Below are 6,262 nucleotides of genomic sequence, written 5' to 3' on the forward strand. Positions count from 1 at the left end.
CCACCGCTCATATCCCCGCTCACGTCAGCGCTCATCTCCCCGCTCACACCACCGCTCACGTCAGCGCTCGCAGAAGACCGCTCACCGTGTCTTCCGCATCTCCCGCACCGTCGCTCACAGGCCCAGCGACTTGGCGATCACGGTCTTCTGGACCTCGTTCGTGCCCCCGTAGATACGGCTGACACGGGTGTCCGCGTACAGCCGGGCGATCGGGTACTCCAGCATGTAGCCGTAACCGCCGTGCAGCTGAAGGCACTTGTCGATGATGCGGCCCGCGGCCTCCGTGGTGAACAGCTTGAGTTTGGCGGCGTCGGCGGAGGACAGCGCGTCCGCGTCGTACAGCTCCATCGCCCGGTCGAGCATGGCCTGCGCGGCCTCCAGTTCGGCGGCGCACTCGGCGAGTACGAACTTGGTGTTCTGGAAGGCGGCGACGGGCTTGCCGAACACCTGGCGTTCCTTGACGTAGTCGATCGCGAAACCGATCGCCGCGGTGGCGTCGGCGCAGGCGTGGACGCCGATCACCAGGCGCTCCTTGACGAGGTTCTCCGAGAGGTAGGAGAAGGCGCTGCCCTCCTCGCCGAGGAGATCGCCCACGGGCACCCTGACGTCCGTGAAGGAGAGTTCGGCCGTGTCGGACGTACGCATGCCGATCTTCTCCAGCTTGCGGCCGACCGCGTACCCCTCGGCCCCGGCGTCCACGACCAGGATGGACAGGCCGAGCCGGCGGTTCTCCTCGGGCGCCGGGGAGGTACGGCAGACCACCAGGACACGGTCGGCCAGCACCCCGCCGGTGATGAAGGTCTTGGCGCCGTTGAGCACATAGTGGGTTCCGTCGGCGGACAGCCTGGCGGTGGTGCGCATCCCGGCCAGGTCGGAGCCGGTGCCGGGTTCCGTCATGGCGATGGCGTACATCGTCGCGCCGCTGATGAACGGCGGCATCCAGCGGCGCAGCTGCTCCCCGGTGCCGTAGCGCAGCAGATAGCCGAGGCACAGACCCGCGTGGACACCGGAACCGCCGAAGGTGACGGCGGCGCGGGCCGTCTCCTCGCCGAGGACGGCCTCGTACTTGATGCTGGTCTCGCCGGCGCCGCCGTACTCCTCCGGCACCGAGATCCCGAAGACACCCAGTTCACCGAGCTTGTTGTAGAAGTCGCGCGGGGGGTGCCCGACCCGCTGCCACTCATCGAAGTGGGGCGTGACCTCCTTGGCGATGAAGTCCCGGACGGTCTTCCGGAAGGCTTCGTGGTCCTCGTTGAACACGGTACGGCGCACGGCTACCTCGCATCAGAAGTGGTGGATCGCCGATCGGATCACGGCGTCCGGCCCTGGCGACGTCCTTGGCGGTGTCTTGCCTGGTCTCTTGCCTGGTCTCTTTCCTGGCGTCTTCCCTGGTGTTCTTCGCGGTGTCTTCGGTGGCGTCCGTGGTGGCGTCCGTGGTGGGACGGGCACCGCCCCGACCGTGCCCAGGAACCGGTATGTAAACAGTACGTCTCCAGATGGATTCTTGTGAACCATTGACTTGTCGCATTCCTGGGTTGAAAGTAAATGATGTGTCGGGTCATCGAAGGGGATTGTGGTGTTGGCCCCACGCCGGGCCACGCGCCGGGCGGCCCCGCGCCGGATGGCGCCATCGGCCCGCCGCACCATGGCCGCGAGGCGGCGGCGGGGCCACCAAGGCGCAGGGGCCGCCGGCCCGTTGTGAGGAACCACCGGTTTGGGAGGAAGCAGTGACCGCCAATGTGTATGTGAGCGGGGTCGGAATGATCCCGTTCATGAAGCCGGGCCAGAGTGAGTCGTACGACGTCATGGGCGAGCGCGCCGTGCGCGCCGCGCTGGCGGACGCGGGCATCGGCTATGAACTGGTGCAGCAGGCATACGCCGGATACGTCCAGGGCGACTCCACCAGCGGCCAGGCCGCCCTGTACGGCGTCGGCCGCACCGGAATCCCCGTCGTGAACGTCAACAACAACTGCGCGAGCGGATCGACCGCGCTGTACCTGGCCCGCCAGGCGGTCGCCGGCGGCACCGCCGAGTGCGTGCTCGCGCTCGGCTTCGAGCAGATGCGGCGCGGAGCCCTGGGCGGGGACCGGCCGGACGACCGCCCGCCGGCCATGGCCCGCAGCCTGGGGGTCACCCGGGACATCCAGGGCTGGGCCGACGGAGCGCCGATGGCCGCGCAGCTCTTCGGCGGCGCGGGACAGGCGTATATGGACAAGTACGGCGTCACCAACGAGGTGTTCGCCAGGATCGCCGTGAAGTCGCGCGCCCACGCGGCGAACAACCCCTACGCCGTCTTCCGCGCCCCGATCACGGTCGAGGAGGTTCTCGCCGCCCCCCACCAGTACGGCCCGCTGACCCGGCTGATGTGCTGCCCGCCCACCTGTGGCGCCGCCGCGGCCATCGTCACCAGCGAGGACTTCGCCCGCAGGCACGGCCTGCGGACCGATGTGCGGATCAAGGCGCAGTCGATGACCACGGACTTCGACTCCACCTTCGGCTCCGGCGACATGATGAACGTCGTCGGCTACGACATGGCCCGCTCCGCCGCCACCCAGGTCTACGAGGCGTCCGGCGCCGGCCCCGAGGACATCGGCGTCGTCGAACTGCACGACTGCTTCACCAGCAATGAACTCATCACCTACGAATCGCTCGGACTGACCCCCGAGGGCACCGCCGAGAAGTTCGTCGCCGACTGCGACAACACCTACGGCGGCCGGGTCGTCGTCAACCCCTCCGGCGGACTGATGTCGAAGGGCCACCCCCTGGGCGCCACCGGTCTCGCACAGTGCGCCGAACTGGTCTGGCAGCTCAGGGGCCAGGCCGACGCCCGCCAGGTCGACGGCGTCAACCTCGCGCTCCAGCACAACCTCGGCCTCGGCGGTGCCTGTGTCGTCACGCTGTACGAGAAGGCGAGCTGACCCATGGCCATCAGCCCGGACGTGATCGGCACCGAACTGCCGCCCCTGACCGTCGATGTGGAGCGCGGCCGGCTGCGCTTCTTCGCCCAGGCGATCGGCGAGACGGACCCCGTCTACGCCGACCTGGACAGCGCCAAGGCGGCGGGCCACCGCGATCTGCCGGTGCCGCCCACCTTCGTCTTCTGTCTGGAGATGGAGCGCCCCGCCGAGGAACCCTCCCTGGTCGACCTGCTCGGCATCGACATCCGCCGGGTGCTCCACGGCGAGCAGGGCTTCACCTATCACGCCCCCGCGTACGCGGGCGACCGTCTGACCTTCACCACGAGGATCACGGACGTGTACAGCAAGAAGGGCGGCGCGCTCGAATTCGTCGTGCGCGCCACCGAAGTCACCCGCGACGGCGAGCCGGTCGCCCGGCTGACCAGCAGCCTGGTCGTGCGCAACCCGGAGGCGGGCAAGTGAAACGCGAACTCGGGCAAGTGGAACTCCAACTGCCGAAGATCACCCGCACCACGCTCGCCCTGTACGCGGGCGCGTCCGGGGACCACAACCCCATGCACATCGACCTGGATGTGGCCAAGTCGGCCGGTATGAGCGATGTCTTCGCCCACGGGATGCTCTCCATGGCCTACCTCGGCCGGCTGCTGACCGCCAACGTCCCGCAGGAGCGCATCCGCTCGTACGGCGTCCGCTTCACCTCGATCACCCCCCTGTACGCCGAGCCCACCGCCACGGCCCTGGTCACCAAGGTCGAAGACGGGCTCACCCATCTCGATCTGACCATGGAACTCGCGGACGGCACGGTCACCCTCAAGGGCACCGCGGTCATCGAAGGAGAACTCGCGGCATGAGCACACTCACCGGCAAGACCGCCCTCGTCTCCGGCTCCGGCCGGGGCATCGGCCGGGAGATCGCCCTCAAACTCGCGTCCCAGGGCGCGAACGTCGTGGTCAACGATCTCGACCCGGACCCGGCCGAGCAGACCGTCGCCGACATCAAGGCGGCCGGCGGCAGCGCGGTGGCCTGCCCCGGCTCCGTCACCGATGAGGGCTTCGCCGACCGGTTCGTCACCACCGCCATCGAGACGTACGGCGGCCTCGACATCATCGTCAACAACGCCGGATACACCTGGGACAGCGTCATCCAGAAGATGTCCGACGAACAGTGGGACGCCATCCTCGACGTCCACCTCAAGGCACCGTTCCAGATTCTGCGCGCCGCCCAGCCGCATATCTCCCGCATGGCCAAGGAGGAGAAGGCGCGCGGCGAGGTCGTCCACCGCAAGGTCGTCAACATCTCCTCGGGGTCGGGCGTCAACGGGAACGTCGGCCAGTCCAACTACTCGTCGGCCAAGGCGGGCGTCATCGGACTCACCAAGACCCTCGCCAAGGAGTGGGGCCGCTACAACGTCAACGTCAACGCCGTCGCGTACGGCCTGATCCGCACCCGCCTCACCGAAGCTCCGGCCGGCGGCGGCGCCGAGATCGACATCGAGGGCCGCAAGCTGTCGGTGGGCGTCAACCCCGAACTCCTGGCCCAGTTCGAGAAGGGCATCCCGCTGGGCCGCGCGGGCACCCCCGAGGAGGCGGCGGGCGCCGTCTATATGTTCTGCCTGCCCGAGTCGAATTACGTCAGCGGGCAGGTCATCCTCTGCTCCGGCGGCTACTGAGCGGACCGGGTGCGGTGCGGGCGTGCGGGCCTGTCGTGCGCGGGCGCGGCGACCGGCGGCGGGCGGCAGGTGGGTACGCCCGCGGCCCGCCCCGGCCCCGGGCCCGCCCCCAGCCCCAGCGCCCCCCGTACCCGCCGCTTCGGTCCCGCTCCGGACCGGTCCCGGACGGACGGCCGGCTCGCGATGACCGACGGCGCGATACGTCAACAGTCCCCGCAAACCGTCCCGCACACAGGCGCCGTGCTGCTGGAATTGCCGAATGGCCGCCACCCCGCCCCGTACGCGTTCGCCCCACGCCTCCGGCGCCCGCACCGGCACCGGTGTGCACGCGGACACCGACCTGATCGTCATCGGCGGGGGCCCGGCCGGCTGTGCCGCCGCCCGGATGGCCGCGAGCGTGGGCATGAGCACGGTCCTGATCGAGCGGGACGTCCTGTGCCACAGCCTGTACCGCATCCCGGCGCTCAGCAACGTACTCGGCGGCTGCACCAGCGGCCCGGAACTGGCCGATGCCATCACGGCGGAGCTGAGAGACACGGCGGTGTGCCGGCTCGAACTCGGCCGCCACGCCACCGGACTCCGTGCCCACGACGACCATGTCACCGTCACCCTGGACACCGGCATCCGTCTGACCGCGCCGTACGCGATCGTCGCCACGGGCGCCGGTCCGCTCCAGCCCCGGGACGTCCCCTGGCTCACCGCCCCCTCCGGCCTCACCCTGCCCCCGCTCTGGCAGGCGGGCGCGGACGACGCGGCGGGCCGCACCCTGCTCGTCCTCGGCGGCGACCGCCCGATCGGCACGTTTCTGCGGGCGCACCCGGCCACCGGTACGCGACTGCTCGTCGCGTACCCGGCGAGCGACGACTACAAGATCGAGGAGATCCGCGACGACCCCCGCGTCACCCTCCACCCCGTCGACCAGCTGTATCTGACCCCGCGCTCGCCGGAGGGCGCGGCGCCGACGGCGGAGACGGTGGGCCGGGACGGGGTACGGCGGCAGGTCACGGCGGACGCGGTCTTCCTCAGCATCGGCAACGCGCCGACCGCTCCGCCCGGCGACCTCGTCCGCGACAGCGCCGGATACTGCCTGCCCGCCGACCAGCACCCCCGTGTCCTTGTCGCCGGAGACCTCCGCTCCGCCCGTTTCCAGCGGATCATGACCGCCATGGGCTCCGGGGGCGAGGCCGCCCTGCGCTCGTACTACGCCACACGGGGAGTCGCCGACCGGTAGACCGGTAGACCCGGTGTCCGGGTGTCGGGACGTCCGGGTGTCCGGGTGTCCCGGTGTTTCAGCCGCTCGGCGCGGGAGCGGGGAGCGCGATCGCTGTCACGACCAGCCCGTTGCCCGCCGTCCAGCGTCCGGTGAACGTGTCCACGCTGCGCCCGCCGACGACGGGGCCCGGGACGAGCAGCCGGGCCGAGAACGTACCGCCGGCCGGATCGAAGGTCAGCTCCGCCTCGCGGAAGTCGAGTTCCCGACCGGTGAGCGGATACCAGGTCTTGAACACGCTCTCCTTGGCGCTGAAGAGCAGCCGGTCCCAGTGGACGGCGGGATCGCCGGTGGCCAGCGCGCCCAGCCGGTCCTCTTCGGCGGGCAGGGCGACCTGGCGCAGGACGCCGTCGGGCAGCGGCCCGTTCGGCTCGGCGTCGATGCCGATAGCGGAGGCGTCGGTGC

The 6,262-nt window shown here is 70.3% G+C and carries 7 protein-coding genes; 5 read left to right on the forward strand and 2 right to left on the reverse strand.

Translation table 11 applies throughout. The features are described 5' to 3' along the window. Positions 1–114: 114 nt before the first annotated feature. On the reverse strand, positions 115–1,272 hold the full coding sequence (locus tag ACWF94_RS29900; protein ID WP_453495314.1) for an acyl-CoA dehydrogenase family protein: 1,158 nt from the start codon (positions 1,270–1,272) through the stop codon (positions 115–117). Positions 1,273–1,727: 455 nt separating this feature from the next. Between ACWF94_RS29900 and ACWF94_RS29905 the strand changes: the two genes are divergently transcribed. From ACWF94_RS29905 to ACWF94_RS29925, 5 genes are all read left to right on the forward strand, one after another. Next, positions 1,728–2,918 carry a lipid-transfer protein gene (locus ACWF94_RS29905; protein WP_453495317.1) on the forward strand — a complete coding sequence of 397 codons (1,191 nt, stop codon included), beginning with the start codon at positions 1,728–1,730 and terminating at the stop codon, positions 2,916–2,918. A 3-nt stretch (positions 2,919–2,921) separates the two neighbouring features. Beyond that, on the forward strand, positions 2,922–3,380 hold the full coding sequence (locus ACWF94_RS29910) for a MaoC family dehydratase N-terminal domain-containing protein (protein ID WP_453495320.1): 459 nt from the start codon (positions 2,922–2,924) through the stop codon (positions 3,378–3,380). Next, on the forward strand, positions 3,377–3,769 hold the full coding sequence (locus ACWF94_RS29915; RefSeq protein WP_453495323.1) for a MaoC/PaaZ C-terminal domain-containing protein: 393 nt from the start codon (positions 3,377–3,379) through the stop codon (positions 3,767–3,769). Before ACWF94_RS29910 ends, ACWF94_RS29915 begins: the two co-directional genes overlap by 4 nt. After that, complete coding sequence (locus ACWF94_RS29920) at positions 3,766–4,587, forward strand: SDR family NAD(P)-dependent oxidoreductase (protein ID WP_453495326.1); 822 nt, start codon at positions 3,766–3,768, stop codon at positions 4,585–4,587. Before ACWF94_RS29915 ends, ACWF94_RS29920 begins: the two co-directional genes overlap by 4 nt. A gap of 259 nt (positions 4,588–4,846) precedes the next feature. After that, positions 4,847–5,818 carry an FAD-dependent oxidoreductase gene (locus ACWF94_RS29925; protein WP_453495329.1) on the forward strand — a complete coding sequence of 324 codons (972 nt, stop codon included), beginning with the start codon at positions 4,847–4,849 and terminating at the stop codon, positions 5,816–5,818. A 58-nt stretch (positions 5,819–5,876) separates the two neighbouring features. On the opposite strand, the gene ACWF94_RS29930 is transcribed toward ACWF94_RS29925, so the two are convergent. Beyond that, positions 5,877–6,262, reverse strand: a 386-nt coding sequence (locus ACWF94_RS29930; protein WP_453495332.1) for a 4'-phosphopantetheinyl transferase family protein, incomplete at its 5' end; no start/stop codon positions are given.

The organism is Streptomyces sp. NPDC055078 (assembly GCF_053607985.1).

Bases quoted from the DNA above. Each gene is read 5' to 3' on its own strand.
- ACWF94_RS29925 (WP_453495329.1), top strand. From the start codon at position 4,847: ATGGCCGCCACCCCGCCCCGTACGCGTTCGCCCCACGCCTCCGGCGCC.
- ACWF94_RS29910 (WP_453495320.1), top strand. From the start codon at position 2,922: ATGGCCATCAGCCCGGACGTGATCGGCACCGAACTGCCGCCCCTGACC.
- ACWF94_RS29920 (WP_453495326.1), top strand. From the start codon at position 3,766: ATGAGCACACTCACCGGCAAGACCGCCCTCGTCTCCGGCTCCGGCCGG.